Genomic DNA, 17,936 nt, shown 5'->3' with positions numbered 1-17,936 from the left:
CCTTGCCCCCCCACCACGCCGGAGCGCCGCCGTACCCGGCAACTCCATGTCGGCGATGTCCCTGTCGGGGGCGGCGCTCCGGTCTCCGTCCAGACCATGACGACCACTCTCACCGCCGATGTCGACGCCACCTTGCAGCAGATCGCCGAGGTCACCGCCGCCGGGTGCGATATCGTCCGCGTCGCCGTCCCCTCCCAGGACGGCGCCCGGGCCCTGCCCGCCATCGTCGCGAAGTCGCCGATCCCGGTGATCGCGGACATCCACTTCCAGCCCCGTTACGTCTTCGCCGCCATCGACGCCGGCTGCGCCGGCGTGCGGGTCAACCCGGGCAACATCAAGCGCTTCGACGACCGCGTCGCCGACATCGCCAAGGCCGCCTCGGCCGCGAAGGTGCCGATCCGCGTCGGCGTCAACGCCGGCTCCCTCGACCCACGGTTGCTGGCCAAACACGGGGCCGCGACGCCGGAGGCTCTGGTGGAGTCGGCGTTGTGGGAGTGCTCCCTCTTCGAGGAGCACGGCTTCCGGGACATCAAGATCGCGGTGAAGCACCACGACCCGATGACCGTCGTCGCCGCCAACCGCCTCCTCGCCGCCGCCTGCGACTACCCCCTCCACCTCGGCGTCACCGAAGCCGGACCGGCTTTCCAGGGCGCGATCAAATCCGCCGTCGCCTTCGGCATCCTCCTCGGCGAAGGCATCGGCGACCATCCGCGTCTCCCTCTCCGCACCACCCGTCGAGCAGGTCACAGCCGGCATCCACATCCTCCAGTCCCTCGGCCTGCGCCCCCGTCAGTTGGAGATCGTCTCCTGCCCCGGCTGCGGCCGCCTCCAAGTCGACATCCACAAGCTCGCCACCGAAGTCCAGGCCGCCTTCGACGGCTTTCCCCATCCCCTGCGCGTCGCCGTGATGGGCTGCGTCGTCAACGGGGCCCGGCGAAGCACGCGAAGCCGACCTCGGCGTCTCCTGCGGCAACGGCAAAGGCCAGATCTTCGTCCATGGCGAAGTCGTACGCAAGGTTCCCGAACGCCGCATGGTCGAAGCGCTGTTGGAGGAAGCCCTCCGCCTCACCGAACCGCCTCCCCCCGAAACGGGTGACCCGACATGAACCCGTCCCCCACCCTGACCACCGAACCCCCCGACCTCACCCACCTCCGCCACCAAATCGAAGAGGCCCTGACAAGCTTCGTCAACGCCAAACGCGACGCCACACACGCGGCCGGCATGCCCGCGGAAGCAGTCGAGACCCTGGCCGAGTTCGTCCTCGACGACGGCAAACGCCTGCGCCCCCTGCTGTGCCTGCTCGGCTGGCACACCGCCACCGAAGCACCCCCGCCACCACCGGTCGTCCGCACGGCCGCCGCCCTGGAGATCTTCCACGACTTCTGCCTCATCCACGACGACGTCATGGACCACTCCGCCCTGCGCCGCGGCCACCCCACCGTCCACCGCATCCTGGCCGCCCGCCACCGGCCGGCCCGCCCTCCGGCCGACTCCGACGAACTCGGCGCCCACGCCGCCGTCCTCGTCGGCGACCTCGCCTTCGTCTGGTCCGACGAACTCCTCCACACCGCCGGCCTGACCACCGCTCAGGCAGAGGCCGCCTGGCCTCTCGTCGACGCCATGCGCGCCGAGGTCGTCCAAGGCCAGTACCTCGATCTCGTCCGGGACCACGCGTCCGACACCGACCTCGACGCCCCGCTGCGCGTCATCCTCTACAAGACCGCCAAATACACCGTCGAACGCCCCCTGCACATCGGCGCCGCCCTCGCCGGGGCCGGCCCCGCCCTCCGCCAGGCCCTCAGCGCCTACGCCCTCCCGCTCGGCGAGGCCTTCCAGCTCCGCGACGACCTCCTCGGCGTCTTCGGCGACCCCGCCCACACTGGCAAACCCAACCTCGACGACCTCCGTGAAGGCAAACACACCGTTCTCATCGCCCACGCCCTCCGCCACGCCGGCCCCGGCCAACGCGAACTGCTCCGCCACGCCCTGGGCGACCCCGGCCTGACGGAAGACACCGCCGCCCGCGTCCGCGCGGTCCTCGTCTCCACCGGCGCCCGCGCCACCGTGGAACAACTCATCCGCGACCGTCGTGAGCAGGCCCTCCATGCCCTCGACGACCTCCCCGCCCCGCCCGCCACCCGCCTCGTTCTGCAGGACGTCGCCTTGGCGGCCACCGTGAGGCAGTCATGAGCACCGACCCGCCCCGCCGCCGCATCCTGCTGGCCTCACCACGCGGAGTCTGCGCAGGAGTCGACCGCGCCATCGAGACCGTTCGGAAGGCCCTGGAGCAGTACGGTGCGCCGGTCTATGTGCGCCATGAGATCGTGCACAACAAATACGTGGTGAAGACGCTGGAGAAGAAGGGCGCGATCTTCGTCGACGAGACGTTCGAGGTGCCCGAGGGCAACATCGTCATCTTCTCCGCGCACGGCGTCGCCCCGGTCGTCCACGAGGAGGCCGCGCGCGGCAAGCTGGCCACCATCGACGCGACGTGCCCGCTGGTGACCAAGGTCCACAAGGAGGCCGTGCGCTACGCGCGCGAGGACTACGACATCCTCCTGATCGGCCACGAGGGCCACGAGGGCCACGAGTAGGTCATCGGCACCAGCGGCGAGGCCCCGGACCATATGCAGCTCGTCGACGGCCCCGAGGACGTGGCGAACGTCGAGGTCCGCGACCCCGACAAGGTCGTCTGGCTCTCCCAGACCACCCTCTCCGTCGACGAGACGATGGAGACCGTCGGCGCCCTGAAGAACAAGTTCCCCAACCTGCTCTCCCCGCCCTCGGACGACATCTGCTACGCGACGCAGAACCGGCAGACGGCCGTGAAGCAGATATGGGCGCCGAGGCCGAGTTGGTCATCGTCGTCGGCTCGAAGAACTCCTCCAACTCCGTGCGCCTGGTCGAGGTCGCCCTCGGCGCCGGCGCCCGCGCCGCGCACCTGGTCGACTACGCCGAGGAGATCGACGAGGCCTGGCTGGAGGGCGTGTCCACCGTCGGCCTCACCTCCGGAGCCTCCGTCCCGGAGATCCTCGTCGAGGGCGTCCTGGAATGGCTCGCCGCCCGCGGCTACGAGGACGTGGAGACGGTCAAGGCCGCCGAGGAGTCCATCACCTTCTCGCTTCCCAAGGAGCTCCGCCGCGACACCACAAGTCCAGTACATAGCAGCGGCTCTTCGGCCAGCGTCGGACACGGCCGCCGGGCAAGCCCCCCGAAGCTGGTATCGGGGACCTATTGGGTATGGGCTGTATTCGGGGGTCGAGCAGGAACCGCGCAGGGAGTGCAGTTCGGATCACATGATTTGACACCCTCGCTCACGCGGTCGTGTCCTGCTCGGCTCCGGACAGGGCGGCCAGCACTCCGAAGAGGATGGCGCCTTGGTCGTGGCGGTCGCCCGGGTCGTACAGCCCTGTGATGGGCCCGGTGAGGAGCTCCAGGGCGATGCCGGCCTTGCGTAGCTCCTCGGCGGCACGTCGCAGGTCGGGCAGGGGTGGCGCTCGATGGCGGTGGGGCCTTCGTCGGAACCGAACGGGTTGCTGCGGGGCTGACTTCAGAACGTGCTGCCGCGGGGGCTTGCTCAGGTCGCTGCGCGGTCGTGCACGGTGACGGCTTCGTACCGGTTCGATCGGGGTCCGTAGTCGCGCGTGCCGGCGATGATGTCATGGATGCCTGTGATGTAACGCTCCACGTGCTTGCGTTCGTCGCGGCTGAGGCCGAGCCGGTCGAAGGTGTGCGGCAGGTCCGCGGTCAACTGAAGATAGCGGTCTTTGAGGCGGCTGATCTCGGCCAGGGCGGCCGTGACGGCGTCGGCACGGGGGCACTGGCGCTGGTGTTCGAGGATCAGGACCAGGTTATGGCGGTCCCCGCGGGCCTTTTCGGTGTCGGCGGAGTGCACGTCCTGGATGAAACCGATGATCTCGTCGGCGGCGTGATGGACGGCGTCCGCGTAGGGGTGGCCGAAGAACACGGAGGAAACTTCGAAGCCGCCGGCTGCTTCGATGAGGGGGAAGAAGTATCGGTCCCCGATGGTCTCCCGACGTAGGAACCGGTAGGTGTGCAGGCTCAGGAATGCGTCCACGGTCCGCAGATGCGCCGCGTCCAAACTGGCCCAGAGCCAGCCACACAGCCCCTCGGCGAAGCGAACCCGCCACGCCGGGGACGCCGTGCGGCCGAGCCGGTCCAGGAGGTCTCCCAACGCGCCGGTCAGGGGCTCGTGGCCAGCGGGCAGGGGCCGCTGTTCGGTCCAAGCGTCCAGGATGGCGAAGCACGCCTGGCGGAACGTCTCGGCGCGGCGCATCGCCTGCGGGTCGCGGGCGTCGAGTTCGTCCACGAAGTCGTCGGCGACGGCGATCCAGGCCACTGCGTCGGTGACCAGGTCCAGGCGTTCGCCTGTGGCGTCGGGGTAGGCGAAGGCTGCCGTCTCGGCCAATGCCGACGAGAGGAAGCGTTCTTCGTCGAGGGTGTGGTTCAGCAAGCGGTGGAAGCGCAGCCAGCCAAGGGTGTGGGCGCGTGCGGCGTCCAGATCGGGACTGCACCGGTGAGGGAATGGGATGTCGAAGTCGATGGCACTCGCCATGAGCGTCTCCCGCGGGTTTGAGGTAGGTCATCGGCCGTAGCGGCGGCCGCGATGCCGGTACCAGGCCAGGGCCCGGCGGAACTCGGTGTAGTCGAAGTCGGGCCACAAAGTGGAGGTGAAGTACAGCTCGGCGTAGGCGTTCTGCCACAACATCAGTCCGGACAGCCGTTGCTCGCCCGATGTGCGGATCACCAGGTCCGGATTGGGCTGCCCTGCGGTGTCGAGATATTCGTCGATGAGGTCCGGATCCAGGCGTTCCGCGAGGCGCTCCAGGGTGCCGGCTTCCTGGTGGGCCTGGAGGAGATTCCGGATGCCGCGTGCGATCTCGTCGCGGCCGCCGTAGGCCATGGCGATGTTGACGGTCATGCCATTCACCGGGGCGCTGCGTTGCTCACACTGCCGCGCTGCCCGGACGATGTCGGCCGGCAGCTGTTCGATATCCCCGATCAGATGGAGCCGCCAGCGCTCAGTAGCCGCGAGTTGCTCCGTAACGTGCATGATGACGCCCAGCAATCCGGCGAGTTCCTCCTGGGGCCGTCCCAGGTTCTCGGTGGACAACGGCCACAGAGTGACGACTTCGACGCCCGCGTCCTCGCACCAGGGCAGTACCTGCAGCACCTGCTCCCCGCCCTTGCGGTAGCCCATGACCGACGGCAGCCCGTGATCATGTGCCCACCGGCGATTGCCGTCCAGGATGAACGCCACATGGCGGGCGAGGGCGTGGCCGGCAAGCTCGGCAGCGTGACCCGCGGCAGTCCTGACGGCAAGCCTGGTCATCCCGCTCCTCCTACCTCGTCTCGTAACCCGCTGCCACATTCCGGACAGGTCTGGGTTATGGCAGCGGGACCTCAGACCTCCCCTTTAAAGTGGCCACTGGATTGAGCGACAACCCTTTCCCAGGGCGGCGCACGGAGCGGTCAGGAGCAGTCGGCCACAGATGCGCATGCCAATCGAATGTGCCGCCCCCTGGCGTGCGCCGTGTGCACGGGCCCAGCCCTCCAGCATCGCCTCGAAGATTGCCGGCTCAGGGTCCAGCAGCACCACGTGCTTGACCGGCACCAAATGCGACGCACCGGCAGGCCGACTTGCCGTTCCACGGATGCATCTAACGCAACATTGAGGCGTCATGGACACTGATCAGGCGAAAGGCCACCTCGACGCCGTAACCGCTATATGGTCGACCCGCCGTGACCAGGCGTTCACCGAACTCCTCGAATTTCGGCACTTGCATCGGATGATCTCCGCCCCCGAATGAGCGGGGCGGACCGGGTCACGGCAAACCACCGCGGTCGTGGTGTCGGCCTGTTCCCCCACCGGGCACGCCGACGCCTGCGTTTTGCACTTCCCATGCCGCCCAGCGCCTTGCCGCCCTCGCCCAGCACCCGCGGCACCACCGGCGATGGAGGGCGTACGACTGTCAGCGGGCCTCGAACGTGCACAGCAGCCGCTCGCGGCTCCGCGGCAGGCGCAGGAGCCTTCCAAGCGTCAGCGCGTCGCCGGCCCGGCCCGCCCGTATGCCTACAGCGGGCCGCGTTTCCACGAGACGCCCTCTCCCGGTGAAGGTCACCACCTCCACCAGCCGCTCGACCCGTTTACCGGACGAACACGCCGACCTCCGGCACCCGCCCGAGGGCCGTCCGCGAGCCCGTGCCCGGTGATGGCGTTCGCCTGGTCACGTTCAACATCCGCACTGGCGGCATCGACAGCACGCTGGGCGAACAGCGGCGCCGGGAGCAGATCGAGTGGGCATCAGGGTGCTGCCACGATCAGCGTCACGCGCAAGTGCCGCGTCGACGCCGGGCACATCTGCCCTCTGATCGTCGTGCCGTGGAAGGTCAAGGTCGAGGTTAAGTGACGGCGGAACCTTCTCTGACCGGGGAGAACGGGTCACCTTTTCGAGAGGGACCACCGCCGGCCGCGGCTCACCGGCCGCGGCGAAGGCCCTGCGAGCCGCGATGGAGCGAATCCTCTCGGGCCGACCCACGAACGGCGAGCAGCGGCCAAGGAACTGGTGGTGCACGGCGGGGACGGCGCTGACACGCAGGGTGTCCTGTTGGTCGAGCCGTACGGTCACCCCTTGGCCGACCACGGCACGCCCGGCGGGCTCCAGCTCGGCGTCACGGAGGATGTCGGCGAGCTTGCCCCGGCATGTCGAGCGCGTAAGCAAGGCCGGCCTGCCCGACGACCTCTCAAGGTCTGGGGATAAACCCGCGGGGTCACGGGTGATGTTTGCCGTGGACGAGTACGAGTTCTCCGTCGCTGGAGCACTTCCGGTGTGTGCTGGTCAGGCGACGCCGAGCCTGACCGAGCCGAGGCCGGACGGCAGCGCGCGTACGGCCGCTGCCACGGCCTCGTGTGCTGTGGTGAACCGGCCGAGGTCGCCGGTGAAGTCCCGGCCCACCACATACGTGCCGTCGCTGTCCGCGATCAGGCACGGCCCGACAACGGTCAGGCACGGGCGGGTGGTGCTCGAGAAACGCAGCGCCCAGTGGCTCGTGAACGGGTAGAGGGCGCGCAGCGCCGCTTCGGCGTGCGCCATCTCGATCAGGGCCTGGTATGAGTCCTTCCAGGTGTAATCCAGTTCGCCCGCTTCGAGGCGCATGCTCTGCCACTCGGATTCTGCCTGGCGCGCGGGATCGTGGTCGGGTACCTCGAACCGGCCGGTCAGGTGCACAAAGGGGGCCGCTTGGCGGATGCCGGCCAGCGATGTTCCCTCGTGCCACGCCCGGGCGGCCCTGGCGACCTCCGCCAGGTCGTCCGTGCCGCCGTCGATGAGGGGCATGTCCTGGAACGGCTCCGTGCCGCGGATCGACCACCGGCGTTCATGTGAGTGTGCGTTGATCTCCAGCGGCCCGCGGTGGGGCAGGGTACTTCCGGCGGTCGCGCGGAGCAGTGGAGCGAAATCCGGCGAGGTGACGGGGACGGCGCCAAGGCAGCCGTTCGCCTCGGCCTGGAGTGCTGCGGCGAGGCTGCCGCAGGCCGCGACCTCGGGGTATAGGACGGAGGGATCAGTATGTGTGGGCACGGCTCCGAGTGTGCCCGAGCCGTCGGCTCCCGGGGCGGGCGGCCCCGGCGCTATTCGTTGCTCACCCGGATGTGCGTGCCGTGCTCATTGCGCTCGTAGGTGCGCTTTGTGTTCTTCTCGATCTTCCGTGTGACCTCGTGCTCGAGATCGATGCCGTTCATCTCGGCCAGTGCGGTGAGGTAGAGGAAGGCGTCGGCCAGTTCTTCGCCGAAGTCCGCCAGGCCTTTGCGCCAGGCGGTGAAGGCCTCGCCGATTTCGGCGGTGAGCAGGCCGAATTCAAGGGCCGTGTTGGTGGTGTTGAATCCCTTTTCGGTCTTGTTCTCCCAGGCGAGTTTCTGGGCGGATCGGATGTCCAAGGCTCCTCCGGCGCGCGGTGCGGTAGTGGCACCGGCAGCCTAACGAGGAGCGCGGTGCCCGCGTGGAGGTTCGTGCGGACACTCATCCTTGTGCGGGAGGTGCGGGTTCCATGGCGCGGATAGTAACAACCGGTGTGTGGGCGGCCAGGGAGTCGAACACGCGCTGGTAGGCGGTGAGGAGTTCCTTGATCTTGTCCAAGGTGGGAGCGTGGCCGTCCCGGGCTGTCAGGCGTTGGCTCACGATGTCCGGCGGTGAGGTGAGATGCAGGAAGAGCCCATGACGGGCGGCCAGAGTCTCAGCGAGATCGATCGCCTGAGCGAAGGTGATACGGGAGCGGCCCCGAAAGAGCGGGCCGTAGACGAGTTCGCTGATGAAACACCGGTCCAGCAGGAGCCGTCCCGGCCGGTCCAAAAGCGTGCGGTATCGGTTTGTCAGATCCTGATGGTCGGGTGTGCGCGGTGAGTGCACGACGGTGAAACCGAATTTCATGGAAAGGTGAGCGGCCAGGGTGCTCTTGCCGACGCCGTCGCAGCCGTCGAGGGCAAGGGTCTGCCGGTCGGCTGCTATCGCATCGATGTTCATGGGCGAAGCCATGAAGCGAGGGCCTGGGGGCTGTCGAGGCGGGTGTCGCAGGCGTACTGGATCATGAGGTTGCGCCAGTTCGGCTCCCGTCCGTCGGCATGTGTGAACGCTGTGTGCGTTTGGTAGGCGCCCACGTGTGCCCCGCGGGCCGCTGCTGCCCCGATCAGCAAGGCGGCTCCCGGCGGGGTTTCCGGGCCCGAGATGTCCGCCAGTAGGACGCTGGCGCGGCTGGCGTTGGACAGGTCTCGTTGTGCGGCTGTGACGGGGTCCGCGGCGGTGAAGCGTTCCGCTGTGTGGACTAGGTAGCCGCTCGCCTGGGCCACCTCCGCCAGGGCGTGGGGGAAGGGGAGGTAGGGGGATGGCTCGATGAAGAGGGTGCGCTCGCCCGAGGGTCGGCAATCGCTCTGCCCGGTGTCTGGGGCGGGTGCATCGCCGAGGACTTGGAGAGCGGCGTCCAGGGCCGCGTGCGTTTGGAGGCGGTTGCGCTCGTGGAAGGCGGCGAACCGGGCTGCGGGCGGCGCGCCCTGGGCCTGCTGTGCGGGAGCCATGCGGGGTGTGCGGATGATGCGGCTTGCCATGGTCTGGACGAGCGGGTCGGGGAATTCCAGGCGTGGTCCGTCTCCGGTGAGGGAGTAGGTCTGGAAGTCGGTGCTGATCACGGTCACCGGGATGCCCAGGGTGTGGGCGTAGCCGATTTCCATGCAGACGCCGTCGTCGAGGCTGGGTCCGTGGAGGAGGGCGATCATTGCGTCGAGGCTGTGGAGTCGCTCGCGGTCCAGTTGGAACAGGCGGTGTCCTTTGAGGTCGGCGACCAGGTCTTCCTCGTCGGTGTCGCAGAAGGGGAGAAAGACGTTGTCCGGGCCGGTTTTGGCGGCGAGGCGTTGGGCGAGTTGGGCGGCGAGGGCGCGGTCGTGGGCGGCGAACAGCCGGTGGGCGATGTAGTACACCAATGGGCTCCCGTCGAGAGGGCTCAGGGGTGACGCGGTCCGGGGTCCGGCAGCGGCGGGGTGCTGACGTGGTGTGCGGCCGCCTGCGTGGCGCTGGCCAGAGCCATCCCCGGTGCGGCGCTGCGGGCTTGGAGGGCGAGGAAGGTGCCGGCGAAGGTGTCACCGGCGCCGGACACTTCTGCGGCTGCGGTCCTGGGCGGTCTGCACGTTGCGCTCTGTCGGCCGTAATGAAGGATCCGGGCGATGCCTGGGCCGTCCGTCACGACGATTTCCTTCAGGTCGGACGGGCGGGTCGCATGGGTGAGCAGCTGGTACTCGGCGGCGTTGACGAACACGGTGGCGGCCCGGGAGAGCCAGGGGCGGGCGGCGTGGATCATCTCGGGGGCGCTGGGCAGGAAGAAGTCGATGCTGAAGTCCGTGTTGCCCGCGGTCAGGGCGGTCAGGAGGGCGGGCACGTCGAGCGGGCGGCGGCAGCACAGGTGATAGGCGCTGCCCGGGTGGCGTGCGATGTCGCCGAGGGCGTGGCGGGTCAGGTGCTCGGCGACGCCGTAGTGAGCTGTCAGGCCCGTCAGCTGGCCGTGGGCGTCGTAGTCGATGGTGAAGGCGGTGGACGGGCCGTCTTCTTGGCGTAGTGCCGACCAGTCGAGGTCGCCGAGTTCGGGCATGTGCGGGATCTGGGCGAGGTCGGTGCCGATGACAGAGACGGGGATGGCGGGGCGGCCTGCCCGGGCGGCGGCGCGGGAGAGCAGGAGGGCCGCGCCTCCGAGCTGGCGGCCGCCGCGGTGGCCTGGGTAGCGGGTGTAGTCCCGGGAGATATTGCCGATGACGCGGAGCGGTCGCATCCATCACCCCTGGCAGGTCAGGGCCGGGTGTGCGGGCAGTCGACGGTCTGGAGACAGACCGGGCGGTTGCGGCAGAGCCGGTGGGAGGGTCTGTTGAGGTGGAGGCGTTTGAGGTAGATGAGTACCAGGTGCAGCCACCACGTCGGGGATGCGCTTTCGGGGATCTTCACGTCGAAGTGGTGTTTGCTGACCAGTGCCCGGAGGTCGTCGGCGCGGGTGTGAGCGGTGGCTTCGAGGAGGTGGCGCAGCTGTTCGTGCGCGACGGGGCCTTGGGGCAGGGGGACGCCGAGGGCGGGGGCGAGTTTGGTGACCATGCCGGAGTCGACGGGGATGATTCCGCAGTGGTAGCCGCGTGCGTAGAGCAGGGCGCATTGGGCGACTTTGTAGGAGGCACCGCGGACGTGGGTGGCGAAGGCGTGGATGAGTTCGTCGGTGTCCGCGTCGGCTGCTGTGGGGCTGACCGCTTCTTTGTCCCAGTGCTGGAGCAGGTCGGCCAGGGAGCGCAGGTAGCCGATGCGTGCCCGCGGTAGGCCGAGGGGCTGGACAAGCCGGGTGAGCTCGGTGTCGGTGCTCGCGGCGAGGGCGTCGAAGCCCCGCGTGTCAGCCGAGCTGATCACACCGGCGTAGGTAGTGATCATTCGGTAGGAGACGCGGGTGGACCAGCCGGCGGCCAGCATCCGCATGCGGGTGTCCGTGATGGAGGTGGGCCACCACCGGTTGTTGTCGTGGTTGGCCTCCACTTCGGCCTTCACGTCGGGCAGGGACGCCGCCCGCTGGGCGAGGCGGAAGACGCGGCTGGTCTCGACGGGGCTGGGTCTGGAGCGCTCCGCACGCTTCACCGGCGGGCTCCCCGGGAGAGAGCGGCGTACATGCCCATGGCGAGGTTGGAGGAGATCACTGGCTTGCCCCATCGGGTCTGCAGGTTGTCCAGGACAGGCAGAGTGTGCCAGCCGGTGCAGGAGAGCACCACGGCGTCGGCGGCGCGGATGGCAGGGGTGGGGAGGCTGTTCACCAGGTCCTCGATCTGGTCGGGCGTGATCTGCGGGTAGCCGTCGGCCAGGTCCAGGCTCGCTTCGGCCAGGACCGCCCGGCCGGCGGCCTGAAGGGCGAGCGTTTCGGCCCGGGTCACCTGGAAGGGGTAGGGGGTGGCCAGGACGACGCGCTCCGCGCCGACGGCGGCCAGGGTGCTGAGCAGGGCATCGAAGGCGGTGACCACGCGGGGCGGGAGCGGAGGTCCGCCGGTGAAAGCGGCGGAGGTGCAGGCCAGGATGACCGCGTCCAGCGGCAGGTGTGTCATCGAATCCAGCGCGGCGGCCGCTGCCCCGCGCAGACCATGCCAGAAGGATGTATCGACGGCCGTGGTCCGGGATGCCGGTACGAGGCGGGCGTAGTGGAAGACGGCGTTCCGCAGGTCGAGGCGGGGCAGTTCGGCCTCCACCGCCACATTCGCCCAGGGCAGCAGAACGCCCACCCGGACAGGAACCGCGGACAGGCCAGCGCGGAAGGAGGGGAGTCGGCGGGCGTCAGCAGGCATCAGCGGTGCGCTCTCCAAAGATCATCCGTGGGGCGTGTCCGGTGACCGTGAGGGCCCCGCGCGTGCCCACGGGCGCCGCGGCGCCTTGCTCGACGATCTGGATGGAGTACGAGCCGAGCCTGCGCCACCAGGTTCCTTGCTGGTCGACGAAGTAGGAGTGCAGGGCGGGGATCTTCAGGCCGGTGGGGTAGACGCGCTCTTTCATCGGCTGGTCCCAGCCGTGGTCGATGTCCGCCTTCCACGACGCGAAGTGCTCGGCCGACGGCAGGGCCTTCTCCGAGGCCCGGGTGGCGAGCGGTGTTCCGGGGAAGGCGCGTGCCTTGCGGACGTTGGTGCGGTGGCACAGCAGGCCGGCGTCCAGGATGTGCGCCAGGCCGCGGAGGTTGGCGATGTGCGTGGCGTGGGTCTCTCCGGGCAGGCCGTAGATGAGGTTGAGGCCGGGCAGCAGCCTGGGCAGACCGCCGGGGCCGCGGTCGGCGCCGGCCTCGTTCACGTGGCTTATGGCGCGGTAGAGGATTTCGGGGGTGCAGGTGAGGGTGTTGCGTTCGATGACGGCGGGGTCGAAGGACTCGATGCCCATCGGGGCGCAGTTGCCCTCGGTGCCGTACTCGGCGACCAGTTTGGCGATGCGCAGTCCCACGGGGGCGGCGACGGCCAGGGGGTCGGCGTTGTCGATGTGGAGGACTTCCAGTTCCGGGCACCGCTCGCGGATGCCGGCGAGGAGAGCACGGATGGCCTCTTCGTCACGGTTGCGGTAGGAGAAGAAGCAGGTCTGCTGGCCGAGCCGGAAGTTGCGGACGCCAGCGTCGTAGAGCTGTCCGGCTTCTTCGATCACGTCGTCCACGCCACGGAAGGTGACGAGCGGGGATTTGACCGGCTCGTTGCAGAAGGTGCAGAAGGTGCGCCGGGTGCAGCCGCGGTACAGCTCGAGTTCGGCGATGGGCCGCCAGAGCATCTGCTTCACCAGGCCCGCGAAGGAGGAGCGGTCCTCGCGCAGCCTCCCGTACGCCGCGGGGGCCTGGCTGCCGGAGGCGAAGACGGTGGAGGTGAGGGTGTGGGTGTGCAGGGTGTCGAAGAGGCCGGCCCAGGGGGCGGGTTCGGTGAGTGCGTAGGTGGCCATGGGGCCCAGGAGGTAGCGGTTGCCGCGGACGCAGGCCACGGCGCGGGCGATTTCCTCGAGTCCGGCGTTGACCGCGTGCAGGTGAACGGAGGGAACCTTGTCCCCGGCCACGACCACGACGGCGCGGGCGTCGCGCAGCAGCTGGAGTGCGCTGTCGCGGTTGCGGGTGGCGGAGTAGGTGAGCCGGTCGCTCAGCGGCGGCTGGACGGCAGGCTGGCCGCCGGTCAGGCACCAGCGCACGTCGTCGATCGTCAGGTAGCGCACGTCCGCGCCGGGCGCCGCCGTCGTGAGGGCCGACCAGGCCTGCCGGACGTAGGTGGACAGGTACGGTGGCACGCCGAGTCCGCTGGGCTCGACGGTGTAGCAGTCCAAGATCACGGCGGGTTTGCTCATCGCTGTCCCTCCCTGTGCCGGCCGCGAGTGCCGGCGGCTGCCCGGGGCGGCGAGACGGGGGTCAGTGGTGGTCACCGCCCCGGGTGGTCTCAGTGTCGGCGCTTGCGGGCCGCCAGGGACAGGGTGCACGGACGTTGTCCGGTTGCACGCGCGTTGTTCTCGCAAGACGGTGTGCCGAAAGGCTGGAAAGCCCGGTGATCGTCGCGGCATTATCAGCGCATGAGCGCGGACGAGGGATCGGGCCAGGCGAACTCGGCGCTGGCGTCGGCGATCGAGGAGGCGGGGTGTACCCAGGGCGCTCTCGCCCGGCGGGTGAACGAACTGGGGCGTTGCCAGGGCGTCGTCTCGCGGTACGACAGGGCTTCGGTGACCCGGTGGATCCAGGGGATGACGCCCCGAGGCCGGGCTCCTGAGTTTATCGCGGCTGCTCTGGCCGGATACTTGCGCCGCCCTGTCACTCCAGCAGCCCTCGGCTTCGCGGTCGAGGCCCAAAGGCCGGTCGCGGCCCGGGCGTTGGCTTACCGTGAAGATGTGAGTGAGACGCTGCACACGCTCGCGGAGCTGGGCTCCACTGACATCTCGCGGCGCAGCCTGCTCGGGGCTGTCCCGTTCGTGGCTGCGGGTTTGCTGGATCCGCAGCGTCAGTGGCTGCTGTGGCTTCTGGAGGAAGAGCAGGCATCGCGCCTGGAGGCGGTGGCCGACGCCGGTCCGGTGGAGGAGGTGCGGGCCATGATCGGCATGTTCGACGAGATGGACAACCGGTTCGGCGGCGGCGGTGTCCGGGCGAGCGTCGTCCATTACCTGAGCGCCCAGGTCGCGCCCATGCTGCAGCAGCAGGGCATGCCCGCCTCCCAGCGGCGGCAGTTGTTCACCTCGGCCGCGAAGCTCGCGGCGATGGCGGGCTGGAGCACGTACGACTCCGCCGACTACGGGCTCGCCCAGCGCTACATGATCCAAGGGCTCCGGCTGTGCGCGGAAGGCGGTGACCGGGTCCTCGGCGGGCAGATCCTGGCCGGTCTGTCCCATTTGGCCACCAGTCTCGGCAGCCCGGAGGAGGGAGCGGCTCTGGCCAGGGCGGGCATCGCCACAGCCAAGGCCGCGGGCAGCCCGATGGGCATGATGCGGCTGCACGCGATGGCCGCGCGCGCCTTCGCCGCGCGGGGAGATTCCCGTCAGGCCACCGCCTCCCTGCACGCGGCCACCACAGCTCTGGAGGCCAGCCACGGCACTGCGCAGGAATCGGTGTGGGTCCGGTTCCTGGACCACCACTACCTCGAGGCCGAAGCCGCGCTCGTCCACCGCGACCTGGGCGAGGCCGTCCAGTCCGAACGCCTCGCCGACGCCTCGGTGCACGCGAACGCCGACCGCCGTCGGCGCCAGGCCATCAGCCGCTCGGTCCTGGCCACCGCCTACCTCCAGCAGCAGCGCCTGGATGAGGCGGTCCATGCCGCGAGCCAGGCACTGGACCTGCTCGGCGGCATCCACAGCGAACGCTCCGTGCAGGCCCTGCGGGACTTCCGCACCCGCCTCGCGCCCCGGCGCACCGAGCCGATCGTGCGCGAGTTCGAACGCAAAGCGCGCCCTGTCCTCGGCACAGCGGCCTGACCCGGCCTCAGTACCCGTCCGGTGAGGGGGCGTTCTGCCCGCGGTCGACGGGGATGTTCGCTCCGGTCACGCCGCTCGACCGCTCCGAGAGCAAGAAGGCCACGACTTCGGCCACTTCTTGGGGGGAGACGAGTTCGCAGCCGGGAAACTCTGTCCTGAAACGGTCGAAAGCCGCAGGATCCTGGCGCCGCATCCTGTCCCACCGCTTGCCGGGAATGAGCATCGAGCCGGGTGAGACCGCGTTGATCCGGATGTTGTCCGGGCCGAGCTCGCGGGCCAGGGAACTGACCATGTGGATCTGGGCGGCCTTCGCGGCACCGTACTGGGCCTGAGGCCCGGGCTTCCATCCCGAGATCGACGCGATGACGACCACCGATCCGCCGCCGGCAGCGCGCAGGTGAGGCGCGGCAGCGGCCGTCAGACGCGCCGTGTAGCCGGCGTTCATCTCCCAGGTGGCGGACCAGTCCTGGGCAGAGGCCTCCTCCAGTCCCCGGCCGCGCGCCCCGCCGGCACACGCGACGACGCCGTCCAGCCCGCCCAGTTCCGCCGCCGCATCCTCAACGAACCTCTCCAGAGGCCCGCTCTCCGCCACATCCACCGCCCGGGTGAGCAGGCGCGCCGACGGCCACTCTCCCCGCAGGGAGGAACTCAGTGCCTCAAGCCCCTCCCCTCCCCGCGCGCACACCGCTACCTGGGCACCCTGCGCCAGCAGCAGCCGCACGATCTGCTCCCCCAGCCCCCGCGAACCGCCGGCCACCACGATCCGCCGCCCGGTGAACGCCTGCACATCTCCCGCGCCGAGCCCGACCTCAGCCATCGGGCACCTCCCTCGCTGTACAACCTCTGCACCCTCGCGTACACGAATACAGCCGCGATGCGCACTTCTCGGCCTCTGGAAACAACGGTTTCCTGGACGCCGTGCCCTCACCACCAGGGCACCGGGCGTTTACCCCGTCGAGCACCCGCCATGGCGTAAGGGAGTATGCAGTGATTCCGCCGGGCTGTCGTTCAGATGGCGCCAGGAGCGCCTCGACGGCCAGCACGGGTCAAGGGCGGGAGACGGGCGGTAGCCGTACACCGACGGCCCATGACACGAGGGCAGCTGCGCGTCATCAGCCACCGGGCGGTCGCCCGTCAAGCGATCTTTGACCAGATGCCATGGCCGGGAGAGGCACCACGCATGCAGAGCGACTACGACTCGCGCGGCCCGCGGCGCCGTGCGTCGGCCCTGATCCGCGACGACAGCGGCCGGGTGCTCACCGTCTGCCATACCGAGCGTGACCGGTACTGGCTGCCCGGCGGCGACGTGCGCCCCAGGGAGACGCCGAGGGACGCCGTGGAGTACGAGGTGCGCAGGCTGACCGGCCGCACGATGAAACCGCGCGGGCTGCTCGTCCTTGAACACCGGTACGGGGACGAGGAGGAGCCGACCACAGAGTTCGTCTACGCGGTCCGGCCTGTCCCCCAGGACATCAAGATCGTGTTGCCGGGGCGTGACGGTCGGAGTCCTGAGATCTGGGCCTACCGGTGGCTCATGCTCGACGAGGCCGTCGAGGTGTGTGTCCTCGACGCCGACGTGCGTCTCCTGAAGGAGCTGGAGCCCCGGGTCAGGCAGGCGAGTATCGGCAGTCACTGCTCCGCGCTGCTGGCGCTCCAGATCCGCGCGGCGGTCGAAGCGGAGGCCACCGGCACCTTCATCGAGCTCACCAACGGGCTTCCGGCCGGCGACACCGAGCCCCGGCGGCAACCGGCCGTTAAGGACGAGGCGGACGGTATGCCGGACCAGGCTCTGCGGCCGCCTGCCCGGCCTGACGCGGGTCGCTCCTGGACGGCCCCTCCCCCACGGCCGGCCATGGCGGACGGGACGGGCCCGGTCGTCTCCGGCCCGGCGCCCCTGCCCACCTGCGCCAAGGCGGAGGAGCGGTGAACGGGGTGCGCAGCATGGCTGACTGGGACCGGGCGTATGCCGAGGGCGAGGGGACTGGTCTGCGGATGGTCAGCAACGCGGAGATGGTCGAGTTCCGTCGGTTGGTGCGGCCGGTTCGGGGGCAGGTGGCGGTCGACGCCGGGTGCGGGCTGGGCATCTTCAGCCGTCAGCTGTGGCAGCTCGGGTACGACGTGACCGGTCTCGACTGGTCCCGTCAGGCGCTGATCCGTGCGCGCACGGCCACGGGAGAGCGGCGGTTGCGGTATCGGGAGCATGACCTGGAGGCAGGAAGTCCCCCGGGGCTGGAGCCGTCGTCGGTCGACCTGGTGGTGTGCCGCCACTCTCTGGCGTACCTCATCGACCGGGAGGCGTTCATCGACCGGGTGCGGGACTGGCTGAGGCCAGGGGGATCGATGTATGTGCTGACGAGCGTGCGGGAGAAAGTGCCCGAGCGATGGTGGCCCGCGGGGCTGACGAGGGCGGAGATCGACGGTCTTGGCCGTGGCTGGGATTCCGTGGCGCGTTGTGAACCGAGCCGCGTAGGGCGTACCGCTGGCATCGTGCTCCGTAAGGACGGCGCTCCCGCCCCGTAGATCTGTGTCCGGGAGGTCGGCCAGCCGGTGCCCCTGGTGAAGAGGCCACGATCTGCTGCGTGCGTGGGCGTGTTGTCCCCGGCGCCCGCTCGAGCCGGCCCTGCCGCGCGCATCCCGAAGCTGAACAGCGACGACGAGCTGCCCAGGTCTACTTCCCGCCAGGGGCCTCTGAAGGCATGACGACTGCCGGGCTCGGGGCCCGGCTGAAGCTCAAAGCGCCCGCACGGGCCAGCGCTGGCTTGCTCCCACCAGGCCCATCCAGGCCACACCGCTTTCCCATGAGAAAGGAGATGTCATGCCGGGTATCAACGGATACCGCCGGGTGAAGGACTTCACCCAGCTGACCGCCACAGAGGTCCGCGTCCTTGAGGCTGTCGCGGAGGGGCTCACGACCGAGGAAGGGGCCAAGGCACTGTCCATGCAGAAGCGCACCT

At 69.6% G+C, this 17,936-nt stretch carries 15 protein-coding genes and 2 pseudogenes; 6 read left to right on the top strand and 11 right to left on the bottom strand.

Features of this window, described 5'->3' with window-relative positions; genetic code table 11:
- Nucleotides 1-18: 18 nt before the first annotated feature.
- The 3 genes and pseudogenes from ispG to ACZ6MA_RS31400 form a co-directional block, all read left to right on the top strand.
- Nucleotides 19-1,106: pseudogene (gene ispG / locus ACZ6MA_RS31410) on the top strand (flavodoxin-dependent (E)-4-hydroxy-3-methylbut-2-enyl-diphosphate synthase); the annotation flags it as partial.
- The gene (locus ACZ6MA_RS31405; protein WP_469438007.1) at nucleotides 1,103-2,191 is read left to right on the top strand and encodes a polyprenyl synthetase family protein; all 1,089 of its coding nucleotides are present in this window, start codon (nucleotides 1,103-1,105) and stop codon (nucleotides 2,189-2,191) included. The pseudogene ispG and the gene ACZ6MA_RS31405, both read left to right, overlap by 4 nt.
- Nucleotides 2,188-3,146, top strand: a pseudogene (locus ACZ6MA_RS31400) (4-hydroxy-3-methylbut-2-enyl diphosphate reductase); the annotation flags it as partial. The gene ACZ6MA_RS31405 and the pseudogene ACZ6MA_RS31400, both read left to right, overlap by 4 nt.
- A 432-nt stretch (nucleotides 3,147-3,578) precedes the next feature.
- On the opposite strand, the gene ACZ6MA_RS31395 reads toward ACZ6MA_RS31400, so the two are convergent.
- From ACZ6MA_RS31395 to ACZ6MA_RS31350, 10 genes are all read right to left on the bottom strand, one after another.
- Nucleotides 3,579-4,577, bottom strand: a complete 999-nt coding sequence (locus ACZ6MA_RS31395; RefSeq protein ID WP_469438005.1) for a terpene synthase family protein — start codon at nucleotides 4,575-4,577, stop codon at nucleotides 3,579-3,581.
- A gap of 27 nt (nucleotides 4,578-4,604) precedes the next feature.
- Nucleotides 4,605-5,354 carry a polyprenyl diphosphate synthase gene (uppS, locus tag ACZ6MA_RS31390; RefSeq protein WP_469438002.1) on the bottom strand — a complete coding sequence of 250 codons (750 nt, stop codon included), beginning with the start codon at nucleotides 5,352-5,354 and terminating at the stop codon, nucleotides 4,605-4,607.
- 1,507 nt (nucleotides 5,355-6,861) lie between these two features.
- Nucleotides 6,862-7,602 carry a DUF6193 family natural product biosynthesis protein gene (locus ACZ6MA_RS31385; protein WP_469438000.1) on the bottom strand — a complete coding sequence of 247 codons (741 nt, stop codon included), beginning with the start codon at nucleotides 7,600-7,602 and terminating at the stop codon, nucleotides 6,862-6,864.
- A gap of 50 nt (nucleotides 7,603-7,652) precedes the next feature.
- Nucleotides 7,653-7,958 (bottom strand): MazG-like family protein, encoded by a 306-nt coding sequence (locus ACZ6MA_RS31380; protein ID WP_469437998.1) that lies wholly within the window; start codon nucleotides 7,956-7,958, stop codon nucleotides 7,653-7,655.
- Between the two features lie 82 nt (nucleotides 7,959-8,040).
- Nucleotides 8,041-8,541 (bottom strand): P-loop nucleotide/nucleoside kinase family protein, encoded by a 501-nt coding sequence (locus ACZ6MA_RS31375; RefSeq protein ID WP_469437996.1) that lies wholly within the window; start codon nucleotides 8,539-8,541, stop codon nucleotides 8,041-8,043.
- Nucleotides 8,538-9,488, bottom strand: a complete 951-nt coding sequence (locus ACZ6MA_RS31370) for a nucleoside 2-deoxyribosyltransferase (protein ID WP_469437995.1) — start codon at nucleotides 9,486-9,488, stop codon at nucleotides 8,538-8,540. The genes ACZ6MA_RS31375 and ACZ6MA_RS31370 overlap by 4 nt, the downstream gene beginning before the upstream one ends.
- A gap of 23 nt (nucleotides 9,489-9,511) precedes the next feature.
- Nucleotides 9,512-10,330 (bottom strand): PfkB family carbohydrate kinase, encoded by an 819-nt coding sequence (locus ACZ6MA_RS31365; protein WP_469437993.1) that lies wholly within the window; start codon nucleotides 10,328-10,330, stop codon nucleotides 9,512-9,514.
- A gap of 17 nt (nucleotides 10,331-10,347) precedes the next feature.
- Nucleotides 10,348-11,169, bottom strand: a complete 822-nt coding sequence (locus tag ACZ6MA_RS31360; protein WP_469437991.1) for a DNA glycosylase family protein — start codon at nucleotides 11,167-11,169, stop codon at nucleotides 10,348-10,350.
- Nucleotides 11,166-11,801 carry an aspartate racemase/maleate isomerase family protein gene (locus ACZ6MA_RS31355; RefSeq protein WP_469437989.1) on the bottom strand — a complete coding sequence of 212 codons (636 nt, stop codon included), beginning with the start codon at nucleotides 11,799-11,801 and terminating at the stop codon, nucleotides 11,166-11,168. The genes ACZ6MA_RS31360 and ACZ6MA_RS31355 overlap by 4 nt, the downstream gene beginning before the upstream one ends.
- 52 nt (nucleotides 11,802-11,853) lie before the next feature.
- Nucleotides 11,854-13,377, bottom strand: coding sequence for a radical SAM protein (locus tag ACZ6MA_RS31350; RefSeq protein ID WP_469437987.1), 1,524 nt, complete (start codon nucleotides 13,375-13,377; stop codon nucleotides 11,854-11,856).
- Nucleotides 13,378-13,908: 531 nt separating this feature from the next.
- On the opposite strand from ACZ6MA_RS31350, the gene ACZ6MA_RS31345 reads away from it, so the two are divergent.
- Nucleotides 13,909-14,982, top strand: coding sequence for a hypothetical protein (locus ACZ6MA_RS31345; protein WP_469437985.1), 1,074 nt, complete (start codon nucleotides 13,909-13,911; stop codon nucleotides 14,980-14,982).
- Between the two features lie 7 nt (nucleotides 14,983-14,989).
- Here ACZ6MA_RS31345 and ACZ6MA_RS31340 read toward each other — a convergent pair whose 3' ends face one another.
- A complete protein-coding gene (locus ACZ6MA_RS31340) occupies nucleotides 14,990-15,799 on the bottom strand; it encodes an SDR family NAD(P)-dependent oxidoreductase (protein WP_469437983.1) in 810 nt (269 codons plus the stop codon).
- A gap of 270 nt (nucleotides 15,800-16,069) precedes the next feature.
- Between ACZ6MA_RS31340 and ACZ6MA_RS31335 the strand changes: the two genes are divergently transcribed.
- Both ACZ6MA_RS31335 and ACZ6MA_RS31330 read left to right on the top strand, forming a co-directional pair.
- Entirely contained in the window at nucleotides 16,070-16,909 is an 840-nt protein-coding gene (locus tag ACZ6MA_RS31335) for an NUDIX domain-containing protein (protein ID WP_469437981.1), read from the top strand.
- Nucleotides 16,910-16,923: 14 nt separating this feature from the next.
- Nucleotides 16,924-17,502 carry a class I SAM-dependent methyltransferase gene (locus ACZ6MA_RS31330; protein WP_469437979.1) on the top strand — a complete coding sequence of 193 codons (579 nt, stop codon included), beginning with the start codon at nucleotides 16,924-16,926 and terminating at the stop codon, nucleotides 17,500-17,502.
- Nucleotides 17,503-17,936: the final 434 nt, after the last annotated feature.

The organism is Streptomyces sp. NPDC042259 (assembly GCF_055582085.1).
The sequence above is the reverse complement of the archived record's forward strand: the minus strand, read 5'-3'. Positions and strand labels throughout refer to the sequence as shown.

Bases quoted from the DNA above. Each gene is read 5' to 3' on its own strand.
- ACZ6MA_RS31405 (WP_469438007.1), top strand. From the start codon at position 1,103: ATGAACCCGTCCCCCACCCTGACCACCGAACCCCCCGACCTCACCCAC.
- ACZ6MA_RS31395 (WP_469438005.1), bottom strand. From the start codon at position 4,577: ATGGCGAGTGCCATCGACTTCGACATCCCATTCCCTCACCGGTGCAGT.
- uppS (WP_469438002.1), bottom strand. From the start codon at position 5,354: ATGACCAGGCTTGCCGTCAGGACTGCCGCGGGTCACGCTGCCGAGCTT.
- ACZ6MA_RS31375 (WP_469437996.1), bottom strand. From the start codon at position 8,541: ATGAACATCGATGCGATAGCAGCCGACCGGCAGACCCTTGCCCTCGAC.
- ACZ6MA_RS31365 (WP_469437993.1), bottom strand. From the start codon at position 10,330: ATGCGACCGCTCCGCGTCATCGGCAATATCTCCCGGGACTACACCCGC.
- ACZ6MA_RS31350 (WP_469437987.1), bottom strand. From the start codon at position 13,377: ATGAGCAAACCCGCCGTGATCTTGGACTGCTACACCGTCGAGCCCAGC.
- ACZ6MA_RS31340 (WP_469437983.1), bottom strand. From the start codon at position 15,799: ATGGCTGAGGTCGGGCTCGGCGCGGGAGATGTGCAGGCGTTCACCGGG.
- ACZ6MA_RS31335 (WP_469437981.1), top strand. From the start codon at position 16,070: ATGACACGAGGGCAGCTGCGCGTCATCAGCCACCGGGCGGTCGCCCGT.
- ACZ6MA_RS31330 (WP_469437979.1), top strand. From the start codon at position 16,924: ATGGCTGACTGGGACCGGGCGTATGCCGAGGGCGAGGGGACTGGTCTG.